Below are 15,266 nucleotides of genomic sequence, written 5' to 3'. Positions count from 1 at the left end.
CAGGTCGGAGGGTTAGCGTCGAATCTCGTCCGCCAGTGGCCAGTAGAAGTCTGGCGGAATGCCCGCCTCGGCCCGTTTCTCTTCGTTGAACGGCGGCTTCAGGGGGCCGTGGAAATAGCGCTGGACCAGATCGTGAAACGCCTCTTTCGGGTCAAGGTCATGGCGGCCACACAGGAAGTGGAACCACTTGGAGCCATAGGCCACGTGGTGGACCTCTTCGGCGTAAATCACTTGCATGGCGTCTACCGCCTGCTGCGCGGCGGGGTCGTTCTTGGCGTTCTGGAAGATCTTGATCATCCCCGGCGTGACATCGAGGCCACGGGCCTCGAGCACCATGGGCACCACGGCGAGGCGGCCCAACAGATCGCCCGCGGTGTCTTGCGCCGCGCGCCACATGCCAGCGTGGGCAGGCAGAGCCCCGTAGTGGGACCCCATGACCTCCAGACAATCGGCGATCAGGTTGAAATGCTTTGATTCCTCATCGGCGGCGCGGACCCAATCGTCGAAAAAGCCGATGGGAAAGGGCGTGGCCGAAAATCGGGCGATCAGATCCCAGTGCAGGTCGACGGCGTTCAATTCGATATGAGCGACGGCGTGCAGGATCGCGATGCGCCCCTGCGGCGAACCCGGTTTGCGGCGTGGCACGTCGCGCGGATCAAGCAGCACAGGCGCGTCGGATCGGGCCGGGGCATCGGGCGGAGGGGCGGTGCCAATCTCGGGGCGTGCGCCAGCGTCACGGGCGGCTTGCCACTGGGCCGCGAAGCGCCGCGACAGGGCAGTTTTTGCGCGGGCATCGGCCGTGCGCAGGACCTGGTCGGCCATTTCGGCAAGGGGGATCATGGGGCTGGCCTTTACGAACTCGTCAAAATGCGCGGCTAAAGTCGCATTGGCATTTGTTAAGGGGAGGGGGGCGCGGCCCCCCTGTCAGTCTTTTGCGGGCAAAAGCCTGCCACCCCCCGGGATATTTCTGGAACGAGGAAGCAGGGACGCGGGTTACAGGGCGCGCGCGGCTTCGAGCACGGCCTCGGCATGGCCGGGGACTTTCACCTTGCGCCAGATCTGGGCGATGTTGCCGTCGCTGTCGATCAGGAAGGTGGCGCGTTCAATGCCCATGTATTTCTTGCCGTACATGTTTTTTTCCACCCAGGTGCCGTATTGCTCGCAGGTGTCGTGGTCGGTGTCAGAGACAAGCGCGATGGAGAGGTCGTGTTTGGCGATGAACTTGTCATGTTTGGCGGCGGTGTCTTTGGAGATGCCGATGAGGGTGGTGTTGGCTTCGGCGAAGGCGGATTCGAGGCCGGTGAAGGCGATGGCCTCCTTAGTGCAGCCCGGCGTGTCGTCCTTGGGGTAGAAGAAGAGGACCACGGCCTTGGGGCGTTGGTCGGACAGGGTCAGGGTTGTGCCGCCGTCACGGGGCAGGGTGAAATCGGGGGCGGGGTGGCCTGTCTCTAGCATGGGCGGTCCTTTCGGGGCATCGGCGTATTCACGTTGCAAGCTAGGGGATTTGCGCGAAGAATAAAGGGAAGACAACCGGCAAGGTGTTTTTGGGGCTTAGGACGGGTTTTGGGGTTTGACGGGTAGCGGCACGGACGAAGCAGAGCAGCAAGGCAGGGGGCGCAGGCGCTGGCGCATTGCGCTCATCGTGCTGGCGTTGGTTGTTGTGCTGCCGTTGGGCGCGGCCTGGGTGCGGTTATCAATTGCGCCGATGAGCTTGCCCGCCGCGATGCAGGACCAGATCGAGGCGCGGATCAACGCGGCGATGGCGTTGGGCGATGTCTCGGTCGGGGATATGGTTCTGGGCTTGCCGCAAGGGGGACGTGCGCCGGCGTTGGAATTCCGCGATGTGGTGATGACCACCGTGGAGGGCGACGTGAGGGCGGCGTTTCCGGTGCTGCGGTTGCGCGTGGCGCCGGGGCCGCTGGTGTTGGGCCGGGCGCGGATCAAGCGGATTGTGGTGGTGGGCGCGGGCCTGAACATGACCCGAGACGCCGATGGGCGCATTGATTTGGCCTTTGCCGGGAATTTCGCCGGTGGCGATGACGCGGATAGCACCGGGGAGCGGGCGGAGCGGACCTTGGTGGAAACGTTGGCGCTGTTGGATCTGATGTTCGCGCGAGAGGTATTCTCCCGCCTCGACGAAGTGCGCGGAGAGGCGATGCAGGTGAGCTTGTCGGACGCCGAGACGGGGCGCGACATGCGCTTGCACGGGGCCGAGGTGCGCCTGACGCGGGGCGAGGGCGCGATGACCTTGCAGATTGACGGTAATCTGGAAGGCAGCCGCGATGCGGCGTTGAGCGTGACCATTGGCCGGGATGCGATCCGGGGCGTCACCGACATGGCGATGGTTTTTGACACCTTGGCGGCACAGGATTTGGCCGCCATGTCTCCGGCTTTGGGGTGGTTGGACCTGATGCGCGCGCCGATTGACGGCGAATTGACGGCAGAGCTTGGGGATGACGGTGTTTTGGGCGCCTTGGATGGCGCGTTGCAGATCGGGCCGGGGCAGGTGACCTTGCCGGGACAGGACGCGCCGCTGCCGTTCAACGCGATGGAAGCACGGCTCAGCTACGCGCCCGGCACCCGACGCGCCCGGTTCGAGCAGCTGGCTGTTTCGGCAGATCAGCTCTCGTTCGAGGCGGTGGGCCATGCGGATATTGACGCGGCGGGCCGGGTGTTTACCGGGCAATTCGCCGTGCGCGATGTGATCGCTGATCCCGAGGGGATGTTCGATGCGCCTTTGCAAATTGATGGGCTGATGCTCGATCTGCGCCTTAGCTTGGGCGAAATCGTGCGCCTTGATGTGGGGCAGGCGACGGTCTTTGATGGCGCCTTTCGCGCCACGGCAAGGGGCCGCGCTATGGCTGCGCCGGAGGGGCTGACGCTGGCCCTTGACCTGTCGATGGCCGAGGTGGATGTCGCCTCGGCCCTGTCGTATTGGCCCGCCACGGCGATCCCCAATACCCGCTGGTGGGTGACCGAGCGGATGTTGGCAGGCACGGCGACGGGCGCGGATTTGTCGCTACGAATGCAGCCCGACCACGACCCGATTTACGAGCTGTCCTTTGACTTCACCGACGCCGATCTGATCGCCTTGCCTGCGGGGCCGCCGATCCGTGGCGCATCGGGGTTCTTGCGGCTGGAGAATGACACGCTCTCCGTCGGGCTGGATGGCGGCGGCGTCGCGGCCGAAGGGCAGGGCGCAGTGTCGCTTGCGGGGTCCCGGATGCGGATTGGCGATGTCTCGGTTCCGGGGCCGTTGGCCACGTTTGACCTTGAAATCAACGGCGATGTCCCGGACCTGATGCATATCCTCGCAGGTCCGCCCTTCGCGGTGTTGGAGGCCAGCGGCTACGCCCCTGATGAGATTGGCACAGGCCAGATCGTAGCGCAGGCGGCCCTTGCGACCCACCTGGTTGCCCGCACCGAGGCGACGGGATTTGACGGTGTTGATATAGACGCCTCTGCCATCGTGACCGGCTACCGGGGCACGGAACTGGTGCCCGACCGCACGTTGACCTCGAACCGGCTCACCGTGGCGATGACGTCCGAGCGCCTGTCTGTGGGCGGGCGCGGTGCCCTTGATGGTGTGCCTGTCACCGGAAACTGGAGCGTTCTGCTGGACCCAAGCGCGCCGCCCGGCAGTTTGATCGAGGCGCGTGCGCAGGTGGACCGCGCGAGCCTTGCGACCTTTGGGGTGGACCTGCCCGATTGGCTGATCTCAGGCCAGGGAGAGGCCGACATGACTGTCGCCCTTCACCCCACGCGCCCGGCGCAACTTCGGGTCCGTTCCGACCTTGATGGCATCGCCTTGGCGATCCCGCCGCTGGCGTGGCGCATGGCGGCGGGGCGGACCGGGGACTTCACCGCCGAACTCACCCTTGGCCTGCAACCCGAGGTGCGGTCCCTGGCGCTGGAAGGCGCGGGCCTGTCGCTGGATGGGGCCGTGACCTTCACCGAAGATGGCTACCTGAACCGCTTCTCCGCCGGGCGGTTTCGCCTTGGGCAATGGCTGGACGTGCAGGGCGGCCTTGTGGGGCGGGGCAATGCCGCCCCCGCAATCGAGGTGTCGGGCGGCGTGCTTGATTTCCGCACCATGCCCTCGCTTCTGGGGGCCAGTGGCAGCGGTGGCGGCGGGGATGTAGGGCCGTTGGACGTGCGCCTTGACCGGATGCAGATCACCGAAGGCATTGCGCTGACTGGCCTTCGGGCCAGCCTTGATGGCGCTACGGGCAGCGGCCAGTTTCGAGGCCAGGTTAACAACGGCGCGCCCATCAGCGGCCAGTTGGTGCCAAGCGCCAACGGCCCTTCAGTGCGACTGCAATCGCCGGACGGGGGCGCGGTTCTGCGCTCGGCCGATATTTTCGAGAACATGCACGGCGGCGCGTTTGACCTGATCCTTGCGGCGCGGGCGCAATCGGGCGAATACGATGGCCGCCTGACCATCGACAGCCCACGCCTGCGCGATGCCTCTGTCATGGCAGAACTGTTGAACCTGATTTCCGTGGTGGGCCTTCTGGAGCAACTCTCCGGCGACGGCATCAATCTGGGGCAGGTGGATGGCGCATTCCGCATCACCCCCACCGCGATCACGGTTCAGGAAGGCACCGCCGTCGGCCCCTCCATGGGGTTCTCCATGGACGGTGTTTATGACGTGGCTTCAGGACGTTACGAGATGCAGGGCGTGGTCTCTCCGTTCTATCTGGTGAACGGGTTGTTCGGCGCGATTTTTGCGACGCGGCGCGAGGGACTTTTCGGCTTCAATTATCGGCTGATCGGCGATAGCGACGACACGCGGGTGACGGTGAACCCCTTGTCGATTCTCACCCCTGGCATCTTCCGTGAAATCTTCCGTGCGCCGCCGCCGGACTTCTCCCAGTAGGGCTATTGATGAAACTTGACGACTTCGATTTTGACCTGCCTGACGCCCTGATCGCCACACGGCCGGCGCGGCCCCGGTCCTCGGCGAAACTGTTGGTGGCGGACGGGGCGGCGACCCGTGATCTGACCGTCGCCGACCTGCCTGCGCAACTGCGGGCGGGGGATCGTTTGGTGCTGAACGATACCCGCGTGATCCCCGCACGGCTATCGGGCACGCGCACAAGGATGAGCGCCCAGGGCGAGGTTACCGCCAAGATCGAAGTGACCCTGATGGAGCCGCAACCCGATGGCACATGGTCCGCCCTTGGAAAGCCCATGCGCAAGCTGAAGGTGGGGGAGATTGTTATCTTTTCCAAGGATTTGCGGGCGGAAGTTAAAGCGATGGATGAAGGCTTGCGCCTGGCCTTCAACCTCAGCGGGGATGACTTTGACGCCGCCCTCAATGCCGCCGGTGCCATGCCTTTGCCTCCGTACATCGCGGGCAAGCGCGCCCCCGATGCGCGTGACCATGACGACTACCAGACCATCTGGGCCAAACACGCGGGCGCAGTCGCCGCGCCGACGGCCAGCTTGCACTTCGACGCAGAGCTTATGGCCGCGCTCTCGGCCAAGGGGGTGGAGGTCTCTTACGTCACCCTCCATGTGGGCGCGGGCACGTTTTTGCCCGTCACCGTCGAAGACGTCACCACCCACAAGATGCACGCCGAATGGGGCGAGGTCAGCGCCGAGGCCGCCGCCCAGATCAACGCCGCCAAAGCCGCCGGCGGGCGGGTCATTCCCGTGGGCACCACTGCTCTGCGCCTGATTGAGAGCGCGGCGAAAGATGGCCAGGTTCATCCGTTCGAGGGCACGACCGAAATCTTCATCTACCCCGGCTACACGTGGCAGATCACCGACGCGCTGATGACCAACTTTCACCTGCCCAAATCGACTCTGCTGATGCTGGTCAGCGCGTTGATGGGCAAGGACCGGATGGACGCCGTCTACGCCCATGCCATCGCGCAGGGCTATCGCTTTTTCTCCTATGGCGACGCCTCTTTGCTAATTCCGTCGCAAACCCGCCAGACCTAGCCAGACGCCGCGCGTTAGCCGTCGCAAAACTTCCCCTTTGGAAAGGCACGTTTCCATGATCACCGTTATCCGCAGCGCATGGGCGCTACTTTTTGGCATGTTCCTCTTGCAGATCGGCAACGGCCTGCAAGGCTCCCTCATGGGTGTTCGGGGCGCGATCGAGAACTTCTCGACATTCCAATTGTCCCTGATCGGTTCGGCCTATTTCATTGGCTTTCTGGGCGGTTCCAGCATGGCGCCCAAGTTCATCGCCCGGGTTGGCCATGTACGCGTCTTTGCGGCGCTGGCCTCTTTCATCTCGGCGATTGTGATCTCTTACCCCATCGTCGCCGACCCCTATGTCTGGATGGTTCTGCGCGTTGGCATCGGGTTTTGCCTGTCCGGCGTTTATGTGACGGCCGAGTCGTGGCTGAACAATTCCTCCACCAACGAGACCCGGGGCCAGTCGCTTTCGGCCTATATGCTGATGCAGATGTTCGGCCTTGTGGCGGCGCAGGGCTTTCTTGCGGCGGGTGATCCTTCGGGTTGGCTGTTGTTCGTGATCCCCTCGATCCTGGTGTCGCTGTCGTTCGCGCCGATCCTTCTGGCCGCCACGCCGACACCGGCGATCGAAGAAACTCGTTCCATGTCGCTGCGCCAACTCTATGACGCCTCACCCTTCGCCTCGGTCGCGATGCTGCTGATGGGGGGCGTGTTTGCGGGCCAATTCGTCATGGCCCCGGTCTATGCGACGGAACTGGGCCTGAACCTGCAACAGCTCTCCGGTTTCGTGTCCGCCATCTTTCTGGGGGCGATTGCGTTTCAATACCCCATCGGCTGGATGTCGGACCGTATGGACCGCCGCCTGTTGATCGTGGGGGCTGCGTTTCTGGGGGCGGCTGTGTCGATCCTGGGGATGTTCTTGGGCGGCAACTACTGGGCGCTTCTGGCCATCGCCGCGCTGTCGGGCGGTCTGGCGCAGCCGCTATACGCGCTCATCATCGCCTATATAAACGACTATCTGGAACCGGAAGACATGCCCGCTGCCTCGGGCGGGATGATCTTTGTGAACGGCATTGGTGCAATATCTGGCCCGCCTCTCATGGGTCTGTTGATGGGTAATATCGGGGCCTCCGGGTTCTGGCTGTTTCTTGCCGTAGTCCTTGTCTCCATGGGCGTTTACGGGGTCTTCCGGATGACGCAGCGGGTCTCGGCCTACACCGAGGAAGACGATTACGACGCGGTTCCTTACGCCTCGATCATGCCGGGCACTGCATCGCCTGTAGCCGTTGAGGCCGCGCAGGAGTACTATGTGGAGGCCGCTGAAGAAATGGCGAGCGATGCAGAAGAGGATCAAGACCCATGACCCACGCCGCCGACGTTTTAACCTTCTGGCTCTCTGCTGGACCGTCCAAATGGTACATCCAGGACGATGCCTTCGATCAAGCGATCCGGGATCAATTCGGTCAGGTGTGGCAGGCAGCCCACGACGGCTACATGCCGAACTGGGCAGCGGATGCGCCGGGTGCCTTGGCGTTGCTGATCTTGTTGGACCAGTTCCCTCGCAACATGTTCCGCGATGATCCGCGGGCCTTCGCCACCGATAGCAAAGCGCTTAAGGTTTCGGGCCAGGCGATGGCCCACGGCTGGGACCGTCAAACGCCGGAGCCTGAGCGTCAGTTCTTCTACATGCCGTTCATGCACTCGGAAAACATCGACCACCAAGACGCCTGCGTCGAGCTGATGGACACAAGGATGGAAACCGGCGACAACGCGCTTCACGCCCGTGTTCACCGAGAGATCATCAGGCGATTTGGCCGCTTTCCCTACCGCAACGGCCCCTTGGGCCGCACCACGACCGATGCAGAGCAAGCCTTCCTTGATGACGGCGGCTACGTGACGCTTCGCAAGAAATTCCAAGCGGATCATGGCCTTTAGGCGCTATGCACTGGCTGCAAAGCGGCATGCGACGTAGCGGCAATTGTCTGGCTTGGGATATTGGTTTAACGTTGAACAAATCTCAAAGACGTTGACGTCCCAGACCCGGAGAAGACCCCAATGGCCGCACAGAACTTTGATCTTATTGTTATTGGGGCCGGGCCGGGCGGCTACGTTGCCGCCATTCGCGCCAGCCAGCTTGGCTTGAAGACCGCGATTGTTGAACGCGAACATATGGGCGGCATCTGCCTGAACTGGGGCTGTATCCCCACCAAGGCGCTTTTGCGCTCGTCCGAGGTGTTTCACCTGATGCACCGGGCCAAGGAGTTTGGCCTGTCCGCCGATGGTATCAGCTATGACCTGAATAAGGTGGTGGACCGCTCTCGCAAGGTGGCCAAACAGCTTTCGGGCGGCGTGGCGCATCTTATGAAGAAGAACAAGATCACCACCGTGATGGGGGAGGCGACGATCCCTGCCAAGGGCAAGGTCGTGGTTAAGACGGAAAAGGGCAGCGAAGAGCTGACGGCGAAAAACATCATCGTCGCCACCGGCGCGCGGGCCCGTGAATTGCCGGGTCTCGAGGCCGACGGCAAACGTGTCTGGACCTACAAAGCCGCGCTTAACCCGCCCCATATGCCGAAGAAGCTGCTGGTCATCGGCTCGGGCGCGATTGGCATCGAGTTTGCCAGCTTCTACAACACGCTCGGCGCTGACACGACCGTGGTGGAAGTCATGGACCGGGTGTTGCCGGTGGAAGACGCTGAAATCTCGGCCTTCGCCAAGAAGTCGTTTGAAAAGCAGGGCATGAAGATCATGCAGAAGGCGATGGTCAAGCAATTGGACCGCGCCGCCGATAAAGTCACCGCGCATATCGAGGTGAACGGCAAGGTCGAGAAGCAGGAATTCGACACCGTGATCTCCGCTGTCGGCATCGTCGGCAACGTGGAAAACCTGGGACTGGAAGCGCTTGGCGTGAAGATCGACCGGACCCATGTTGTGACCGATGAATACTGCCGCACCGGCGTCGATGGGCTCTATGCCATCGGTGACATCGCCGGCGCGCCTTGGTTGGCGCATAAGGCGTCGCACGAAGGGGTTATGGTTGCGGAGTTGATCGCCGGTCAGAAGGCGCATCCGATCAAACCCGAAAGCATCGCGGGCTGCACTTATTGTCATCCTCAGGTGGCCTCGGTCGGGCTAACGGAAGCGAAAGCGAAAGAGCAGGGCTATAAGGTCAAGGTCGGACGCTTCCCGTTCATTGGCAACGGCAAGGCGATTGCTTTGGGGGAGCCTGAGGGGCTGATCAAGACCGTCTTCGATGAAAAAACCGGAGAGCTTCTGGGCGCTCATATGATCGGGGCAGAGGTCACGGAATTGATCCAGGGCTACGTCGTCGGCCAGAAATTGGAGACCACGGAGCAGGACCTGATGGAGACGGTCTTCCCGCATCCAACCCTGTCGGAGATGATGCACGAAAGTGTGCTCGACGCCTATGATCGCGTGATCCATATCTGAGGTGCGAACCCGGGGTGCTCACGCTTGAGCACACATCTTAAGGGACTGCAAACACTCGATATTCACATTGTTATACAAGAAAAAAGAGGGGCCACGGATGTGTGGCCCCTCTTTCTTCGTCTCGGCATGAGGGCGGCGAATTGTGCCGCCCGTTTTGCCGCTCTACTGCACCGTGATCGGCAACTCTGCAATCGCGCGGCGATCCTGGTCCATGAAGTAGCGCAGCACATATGAACCCGGCGTCTCTGGCACGTTTAGGGTGACCGTGCTGCCCTCGCTTGTGCGAGCATAGCTTTGCCACTGGCCGCCGCCGGTGGCCCCGACAAGACCCAAACCGATGAAGTCACGGTGATAGTCAGGCCCGGTCCATTGAACCTCTACCGTACCTCCGGCAGGAGCGACGGTGGGGGCCGCGAGGGTTGCCGTGACATCGGTGAGGGTCATTGGAACTTCGGCAATCGCTACGCGGTCCTGATCAATGAAGTAGCGGATCAGGTATTCGCCGGGCTCTGTCGGCATCAGCAATGTCAGGGGAGAGCCTTCACTGGTACGGGTGTAGTTCTGCCATTGCGCACCGCCCGTGGCCCCAACGGCCCCGATGGCGATGAAGTCACGATGATAATCCGGCCCGGTCCAGCCAAGCTCGACCACGGAACCCACGGGCGCCGTTGTCGGAGCCGTGAGTGTCGCGGCGGGCGCGGTGAGGGTGATTTCCGCCTCGGCCTGCACCACTCGATCCTGATCCACGAAGTAGCGGATGACATAGGTGCCCGCCTCGGGCGGTGTCAGCAGCATGAGCGGAGAGCCTTCTTCGGTGCGCGTGTAGTTTTGCCAGCGTTCGCCGCCGGTCGCGCCCACGGGGCCGATGCCGATGAAATCGCGGTGATAATCCGGCCCGGTCCATGCAACCTCGATGACTGACCCCGCAACCGCCGTCGTCGGTGCGGTAATGGAAGATGCAGCCTCGGTCAGGGTGATCCGTGCTTCGGCCAGAACCGAGCGGTCTTGGTTGAGGAAATAGCGGATCACGTATTCGCCCGCCTCAGGGGGCGTTTGCAGACGCAGGATCGGGCCTTCTTCGGTGCGCGTGTAGTTCTGCCAGCGTTCGCCGCCGGTCGCGTCCACGGGGCCGATGCCGATGTAATCGCGGTGATAATCCGGCCCGGTCCAAGCAAGCTCGATCGTCGAGCCTGCCACGGCTGTTGCCGGTGCGGTGATGGAGGCCCCGACCGACGTGACCTCCAGCGTGGCGGTGGCAAGCTCGGTATTGCCCTGGTTCATGAAGTACGAAACTTCATAGGTACCCGGCTCGGACGGGACCAAAAGCTGCACCGGATTGCCGTCGGCGGTGCGGCTGTAGTTCTGCCACTGCGCGCCGCCGGAAGCGCCAGCGGGGCCGATGCCGATGTAATCGCGATGATAATTCGGCCCGGTCCAACCCACTTCGACAGTCGAGCCCGCCACCGCGCTGGCCGGCAGGGTCACGCTGGCTTCAGCCGGGGTGACGGTAAGCAGCGCAGACAAAAGGCTCGTGTTGCCCTGATGCAGGAAGTACTGCACCCGGTATGTGCCCGGCGTGGGCGGCACCTGCAATTGCAGCGGATTGCCGTCTGCCGTGCGGGTGTAGTTCTGCCACTGTGCGCCACCGGAAGCGCCATCGGGGCCAATACCGATATAGTCGCGCGGCGCGTCCGGCCCGACCCATGCAACCTCGATCATTGATCCGGCCACGGCGGTGTCGGGCAGGGTCAGCGCGGCGTCAGCCTCTGAGACCTCGACCGTCATCCGCGCCAGCACCTGCCGGCCCTGGTACTGGATGTATCGCAGCTCATACGTGCCGGGCGTTGCGGGATATTGCAGACGCAGGGGATTGCCCTCGGCCACCGCCGCACGGGTCGCGAAATCGTAACTGTGGTTCGAGGTGTCAGCGGGGTCGATAAAGCCGATCCAGTCGCGGTCATAGGCGGGGCCCGTCCAGCCGACTTCCGCGAATTGCCCGGTCTCGCCTGTAGCGGCGGTGGTCAGGGTTGCCTGCACCTCTGTCACTTCGACGGTCATCCGAGCTAGCACCTGACGGCCCTGACGCTGGATATAGCGCAACTCGTACGTGCCGGGAGCAGCGGGGTAGTTGAGGCGGACGGGGTTGCCCTCCGCCACTGCCACGCGGGTAGCGAAGTCGTAGGAGTGGTTGGAGGTGTCAGCGGGATCGATGAAGCCGATCCAGTCGCCGTCATAGGCGGGACCGGTCCAGCCGACCTCGGCCTGCGCGCCCGCGATGCCTGTGGCGGCGGTGGTGAGGGTTGCCTGCACCTCTGTCACTTCGACGGTCATCCGGGCCAGCACCTGACGGCCCTGACGCTGGATATAGCGCAATTCGTAGGTGCCGGGAGCGGCGGGGTAGTTGAGGCGGACGGGGTTGCCCTCGGCCACTGCCACGCGGGTGGCGAAATCGTAGGAGTGGTTGGAGGTGTCAGCAGGATCGATGAAGCCGATCCAGTCGCCGTCATAGGCGGGCCCGGTCCAGCCAACCTCGGCCTGAGCGCCTGCGGTGCCGGTGGCAGAGGTGGTCAGGGTTGCCTGCACCTCTGTCACTTCGACGATCTGGCGCGCCAGCACGGTTCGGCCAAGCGCCATCACGTAGCGCAGTTCATAAGTGCCTGCTTCGGCGGGGTAATTCAGCGCCGTGGGGGAGGTTTCGCCATTCAGCTGCACCCGGGTCAGCGCATCATAGCTGTGGGAGGCGGTATCATCGACGCGGTAGTAGCCGATCCAGTCATCGGAGAAATTGGGGCCGGTCCAGGTCACGGTGCCGGTGTCGCCCGCGATGCCGGAGGCGGCCTCGACCGAGGCGGGTTGGGGCAGAACTTCGAAGGGCAGGCGGGCCAGAACCTGGCGGCCATTCTCGGCCAGGATATAGCGCAACTCGTAGGTGCCGGGCAGCGGCGGGACGCGCATGCGCTGGGGGTTGCCCTCGGCCGGGGAAAGGCGGGGGGTGAGGGCGTCATAGCTGTGGTTGGAGGTGTTCGCGGTCGGGTAGAAGCCGATCCAGTCGCCCTCGGCCCCGGGGCCGGTCCACGCCACTTCGATGGTATCGCCCGCGCGGGCCTGACCCACGGCGGTGAGGCTGGCCTGGGGCACGGGCTCGGGGAAGACCACGACGATCTGACGCGGTTGATCCACGACCACGAAGTCAACGCTTTGCTCGATCTCCTGAGCGGTCCAGTAGGCGGTGACGCGGTAGGCGCCGCGCGACATCTGGAAGGTGGCAGGGTTGGAGGTGACGGGGTTGGTTTGCAGCGGCTCCACATCCCAGATGACCGGGTCGGTGATGGTCACGCCGCCGACGCTGCCGATGCGAGCGACAAAGTCGATTTCCACGGTGAGGGCGGGCAGGGGAACGATGACCTCTTGCGGGGTGTTGGGCTCGACCGTGAAGCGGGCCTCGTGGCGGGTGCCGGCGTTGGCGCGCTCCACCTCCAGGCGGTAGTCGCCGGGCAAAAGCGCCACGTTGCCGCCGGGGGCCACGACGGGGCCAAGAAGCGCCGTGTCAGCGCTGTCAAACAGCGTCCACGCCAGTTGCGAGGCGGGCACCGACATGTCGGGCCGCACGCGGGCGGTGAAGGTGATTTGCGAGGTGTCGATGATCGGAGGCATGGCGACGATGACGAGGTCTGTCTGGCCGTCGATCACGGTGAAGGAGGTTTGATAAGTCTGCGGGCCGTTGGGTTCCGTCCGGGTCGCTTGGGCGATGTAGGTGCCGGGGAACAGGCTCACGTCGATGGCGGGGCCTTGGATGCCGGTGCTGACGGTATCGCCATCGGTGCCCAGAAGTGTCCAGCTGACGGGGCGGGTGGGCAGGGCGCCTTCGGGCAGAACCTGCGCCTCGATCCGCATGGGAGTGGGGGCGATTGCGACAACGGTTTCAAGGGCTTCGCCTAGCTCTGTCGCGTTGTCGGCGGTCAGAAACTGCCCGCCGGTGTTGTCGGCAATGCACTGCATCTGCGCCCGCGCCTCGGGCTCGGAGGCGACATCGAAACCGATCACATGGGCGGTGAAATCCACGCCCGTGGCTTCCAGTTCGGCGGCGATGGCGCAGGGATCAGGGTTACAGTTCTCGATCCCGTCGGAGACAAGGATCACTGTCGCGGCCTCTTCGGTGGAGCGCAGCGATTGCGCGGCGGCGATAACGGCGTCGGTCATCGGTGTGCGCCCGCGCGGGTTGATCGCGTTCACAGCGGCGAGGATTTCATCCTGAGTGCCGGGGGCGGGGGAAACGATCGTCTCAATATCCGTGCAGCTGCCCCGTTGGCGATGGCCATAAACCGTCAGACCAAGAGAGACATCGTCGGCCATGTCGGCCAGCATTTCAGCGATAACTTCCCGCGCGATAACGATTTTATTGACCCCATCAATCTGCCCCCACATGGAGCCAGAACCGTCCAACACCAAAATCGTGTTGGGCCGATCCGCTGATTGCGCCAAGGCTGCAAGGGGAAGCATGAGGAGTGTAAACAGGGCGAGGAAAAACGCGCGCATAAAAAGTCATCCGTTCTAGACAAATGGGGCAGGGACCGGGCGAACTCCGGCCATTCCCGTTCACGGTAACGTGTTCGGGGCGTGCCGCATAGGGCGGGTTTTCCTGCCATTGGAACAGGGCGCTGCGTTTGCTTGACGGCGGCGCGAAATCGGACGATGCAACCCCATGACCCTTTCCGAGACCCGCACCCCCTGGCCGCTGATCGCGGCATTATATCTGACCGGGTTGATCGCGGGGATGCAGTTTTCCAAAATCTCCCTGACGTTGACGGCCCTGGCTGAGGCCTATCCGGGCTGGCCCGTCGCCTTCGCGGTGTCGGGCGTGGCGGTCATGGGCATCCTCTTTGGGGTCATGGCGGGGGGGATCACCGCCAGTATCGGCCCGCGCCGCGCGATCCTGATGGCGTTGGCGGCCTCCGCAATTGTGGGCGGGGCCGAGGCCTTTTTGCCGCCATTCCAAGCCTTTATGGCGCTGCGGGTCATCGAAGGCGCAGGACATCTGGTGCTGGTCGTGGCCGTGCCCACATTGATGGCGCGTCTTGCCGCCCCCAAGGACCGAGGTCTGGTCATGGGCCTTTGGGCCACCTTCTTTGGTGTCGGTTTCTCCGTCGCGGCCCTGCTGATGGGCGATAATCTGGTGCTGGCCTACGGTGGCCACGCGGTCTTTGCGGGCCTGATGTTTTGCGTTCTTACGGCCATGCTGCCCCGTGGCGTCGTGGCGGTGCGCCGCCCGTTGCCGCGATTGTCCGATCACCTGACGATCTACGCCACCCCGCGCCTTTTCGCGCCCGCATTGGGCCACGGCATTTACGCGATGTTGTTTCTGGCGCTGGTGACATTCCTTCCGCTGGCCCTTGGCGCGTTATGGCTTGCCCCTATCCTTCCGCTGGCGGGCATCCTGGGGTCGTTGCTTGCCGGGGTGCTGATCCGCTGGTTCACGCCCGGAACGCTGGTGCCCACGACCTTCGCGGCGATGGCGCTTCTGTTTTCGCTCACGCTTCTGGGGGGCGCCGCGGCGCCCTATGTCCTGATCCTCGCCATGCTGTGCAGCGGCGTCACGGCGGGCGCGGGTTTCGCGGCCGTGCCCTGGCTGAACGAGGCCGACGACGACCGCGCCCTGTCCAACGGAGCCCTTGCGCAATTGGGCAACATCGGGACGTTCACCGGCACGCCGGTTCTGGCAGCCCTTGGGTCTGCGGCCTACCTTCCCGTGGCGATTGGCGTCTGTATCGTGGCGGCAGTTGTCACCTTCCTTGCGTATCGCGCCGCCCGTTCTTAATTTGTTCCTCTTTTTCTGTTGGAGACTCGGACAGTAGCACCTATGTGTAACCGCACAGTTAATCGGGGGC

9 protein-coding genes are annotated in these 15,266 nt (G+C 63.6%); 6 read left to right on the top strand and 3 right to left on the bottom strand.

The features are described 5' to 3' along the window. Positions 1 to 12: 12 nt before the first annotated feature. On the bottom strand, positions 13 to 840 hold the full coding sequence (locus tag AADW23_RS14420; RefSeq protein ID WP_341861638.1) for a ferritin-like domain-containing protein: 828 nt from the start codon (positions 838 to 840) through the stop codon (positions 13 to 15). A 153-nt stretch (positions 841 to 993) separates the two neighbouring features. Then, positions 994 to 1,455, bottom strand: a complete 462-nt coding sequence (locus AADW23_RS14415) for a peroxiredoxin (RefSeq protein ID WP_341861637.1) — start codon at positions 1,453 to 1,455, stop codon at positions 994 to 996. A 115-nt stretch (positions 1,456 to 1,570) separates the two neighbouring features. Between AADW23_RS14415 and AADW23_RS14410 the strand changes: the two genes are divergently transcribed. From AADW23_RS14410 to lpdA, 5 genes are all read left to right on the top strand, one after another. Further along, the gene (locus AADW23_RS14410) at positions 1,571 to 4,879 is read left to right on the top strand and encodes an AsmA-like C-terminal region-containing protein (RefSeq protein ID WP_341861636.1); all 3,309 of its coding nucleotides are present in this window, start codon (positions 1,571 to 1,573) and stop codon (positions 4,877 to 4,879) included. Positions 4,880 to 4,887: 8 nt separating this feature from the next. Further along, positions 4,888 to 5,949, top strand: coding sequence for a tRNA preQ1(34) S-adenosylmethionine ribosyltransferase-isomerase QueA (gene queA, locus AADW23_RS14405; protein ID WP_341861635.1), 1,062 nt, complete (start codon positions 4,888 to 4,890; stop codon positions 5,947 to 5,949). Positions 5,950 to 6,004: 55 nt separating this feature from the next. After that, positions 6,005 to 7,294: an MFS transporter gene (locus tag AADW23_RS14400; protein WP_341861634.1), complete on the top strand. Its 1,290-nt coding sequence runs from the start codon at positions 6,005 to 6,007 to the stop codon at positions 7,292 to 7,294. After that, positions 7,291 to 7,866: a DUF924 family protein gene (locus tag AADW23_RS14395; RefSeq protein WP_341861633.1), complete on the top strand. Its 576-nt coding sequence runs from the start codon at positions 7,291 to 7,293 to the stop codon at positions 7,864 to 7,866. Before AADW23_RS14400 ends, AADW23_RS14395 begins: the two co-directional genes overlap by 4 nt. Before the next feature lie 120 nt (positions 7,867 to 7,986). Next, positions 7,987 to 9,381 carry a dihydrolipoyl dehydrogenase gene (gene lpdA / locus AADW23_RS14390; RefSeq protein ID WP_341861632.1) on the top strand — a complete coding sequence of 465 codons (1,395 nt, stop codon included), beginning with the start codon at positions 7,987 to 7,989 and terminating at the stop codon, positions 9,379 to 9,381. A 162-nt stretch (positions 9,382 to 9,543) separates the two neighbouring features. Here lpdA and AADW23_RS14385 read toward each other — a convergent pair whose 3' ends face one another. Then, positions 9,544 to 13,917, bottom strand: a complete 4,374-nt coding sequence (locus tag AADW23_RS14385) for a VWA domain-containing protein (RefSeq protein ID WP_341861631.1) — start codon at positions 13,915 to 13,917, stop codon at positions 9,544 to 9,546. Positions 13,918 to 14,083: 166 nt separating this feature from the next. Between AADW23_RS14385 and AADW23_RS14380 the strand changes: the two genes are divergently transcribed. After that, positions 14,084 to 15,196: an MFS transporter gene (locus tag AADW23_RS14380; RefSeq protein ID WP_341861630.1), complete on the top strand. Its 1,113-nt coding sequence runs from the start codon at positions 14,084 to 14,086 to the stop codon at positions 15,194 to 15,196. Positions 15,197 to 15,266: the final 70 nt, after the last annotated feature.

Source organism: Gymnodinialimonas sp. 57CJ19, assembly GCF_038396845.1.
Lineage (GTDB): Bacteria > Pseudomonadota > Alphaproteobacteria > Rhodobacterales > Rhodobacteraceae > Gymnodinialimonas.
The sequence above is the reverse complement of the archived record's forward strand: the minus strand, read 5'-3'. Positions and strand labels throughout refer to the sequence as shown.